The organism is Kribbella sp., from assembly GCF_035655035.1.
Lineage (GTDB): Bacteria > Actinomycetota > Actinomycetes > Propionibacteriales > Kribbellaceae > Kribbella.
The window spans coordinates 1-2,017 of the sequence record NZ_DASRVN010000340.1; the positions used below are offsets into that span (position 1 = coordinate 1).

Genomic DNA, 2,017 nt, shown 5'->3' on the forward strand with positions numbered 1-2,017 from the left:
CGAGGAGATCGCCGAGCTCGGGCCGGGCGACATCGCCGGCGAGGTCGCGGTCCGGAAGAACACGTTGCGGACGGCAACCGTCACGGCGAAGTCGCGGCTGCAGCTGCTGCACTTCACCCGGGAGAAGTTCGACGACCTGACCCGGCGGCTGCCCGCCTTCCGGGACGCCATCGACGCCACCATTGCCGAGCGCCGCGGTGGCTCCTGACCCCGACCTCGCCGGAGTGCAGCGCGAGTTCGAGCGCACCCTGCTCGGCGGCGAGCGGAAGTTCACCCGGGTCCAGGTGTCCGAGCGGGCCGGGATCTCCACCGAGCGCGCCGAGCGGATGTGGCACGCGCTCGGGTTCGCGACCGTACCGGACGACGAGGTGGCGTTCACCGACGACGACGTCGAGGCGCTGCGGCTGGTCGCGGCGCTCGAGGACGACGGCTTCATCGAGCCCGAGATGGAGTCGTCGCTCGCCCGCAAACTCGGCCAGACCCAGTCCCGGCTGTCGTCCTGGCAGTCGGCGATGTTCCTGGAGTTCCTCGGCGGTTCGAAGCTGTCCGGGGAGGAGTCGATCGAGGTCGCCGGCCTGTTGCTGCCCGCGATGGAGCGGCTGCAGACGTACGTCTGGCGCCGGCATCTGGCCGCGGCCGCCGGACGGGCGATCGCCGGATCGGACGAGCTCGCCCGCGGTGTCCGGGCGGTCGGGTTCGCGGACATCGTCAGCTACACCCGGCTGACCCGGCGGCTGACCGAGGCCGAGCTCGGCGAGCTGATCGAGCGGTTCGAGGGCACCGCCGCGGACGTCGTCGCGCTGAACGGCGGCCGGGTGATCAAGTCGATCGGCGACGAGGTCCTGTTCGTCACCGACACCGCCGCGCAGGCCGCCGCGGTCGCGCTGGCGCTGCAGGAGGCGGTGACCGCGGACCCGGACCTGCCCGAGCTGCGGATCGGGCTCGCGTACGGGACGATCCTGATCCGGCTCGGCGACGTGTACGGCGAGGTGGTCAATTTGGCCGCCCGGCTGACCACCGAGTGCAAGCCCGGCCGGGTGCTCGCGGACCGGGAGCTCGCCGCCGCGCTGGACGGCCACACGGCGTACACGATCCACCGCCTGCGCCGGGTCGCGGTCCGCGGCTACCGGCATCTGGTGCCGTACGCGATCCAGCGAGCGGAATGACATACGGTGTGACCCGTGCGGGAGATCAGGACGCCGGCCGAGCTGGAGCTGGCGAGTAGGGGCGACTCGATCGCCGGATGGGCAGCTCAGGGATTCACCACCGGGGCGCGGGCCTGGACCGCGGGATCCGCGGTCGTCGTCGCGGCACCGAACGTGTCGAAACATGACCGCCTCGCGGTCGTCGGACCGGTCGGGGAGGCGGTCCGGCTGGCGGCCGTCGTACTCGCCGAGGTCGGGCCGTCGTTCCGGCCGTTCGGCGACGAGGAGCTGATCCGCGAAATGGCGGAGCACCTGCCGGGGCTGGAGTTCGCGGCCGCGTTCGGCTGGATGGACACCGACCGGGTGCCGGACGTGACCACGACCGCGGCCTGGCTGGACGGGGACGCCGGCGTGGAGGCGTTGCTGCGCGCGGCGTCGCCGTCGTCGTACGCGTGGCCCGGGCATCCCGGAGTACGGCGCTGGGCCGCAGTGACCGGCGACGACGGTGCTCTGCTGAGCGTCGCTGCGGACGCGTGGAGTGCACCCGGGGTCGGGTTCCTGGCCGGGGTCGCGACGCATCCTGTTGCCCGGGGCAAGGGATTGTCCGGGCAGGTGTGCGGGTTCGTGACCGCCGAGCTGGTGAAGCGGCACGGGCGGGTCGCGCTGATGGTGGACGGCGACAACGCGGCCGCGATCGCGGTGTACCGGCGGCTCGGGTACAGCTACCGCCGGGTGGCGGCGGCCGGGCCTAGCGCGTAGGTTTCACCGTCCGCGGGGGCGTCGGTGTCGGCGTCGGCTTGGGGGTCGGGGTCGGGGTCGTGGCCGGTGCGGGCGGTGGGGCGAACGGGGCCTTCGTGGTGTCCTTGCAGTTC

Annotated in this window: 3 protein-coding genes; all 3 read left to right on the forward strand. The window is 73.0% G+C overall.

The window, feature by feature from the left end:
* On the forward strand, nt 1-208 hold a 208-nt coding region (locus VFF46_RS19085), incomplete at its 5' end, for a cyclic nucleotide-binding domain-containing protein (protein WP_325038502.1).
* On the forward strand, nt 198-1,166 hold the full coding sequence (locus VFF46_RS19090; protein WP_325038503.1) for an adenylate/guanylate cyclase domain-containing protein: 969 nt from the start codon (nt 198-200) through the stop codon (nt 1,164-1,166). The genes VFF46_RS19085 and VFF46_RS19090, both read left to right, overlap by 11 nt.
* Before the next feature lie 15 nt (nt 1,167-1,181).
* Complete coding sequence (locus tag VFF46_RS19095; protein ID WP_325038504.1) at nt 1,182-1,904, forward strand: GNAT family N-acetyltransferase; 723 nt, start codon at nt 1,182-1,184, stop codon at nt 1,902-1,904.
* Nucleotides 1,905-2,017: the final 113 nt, after the last annotated feature.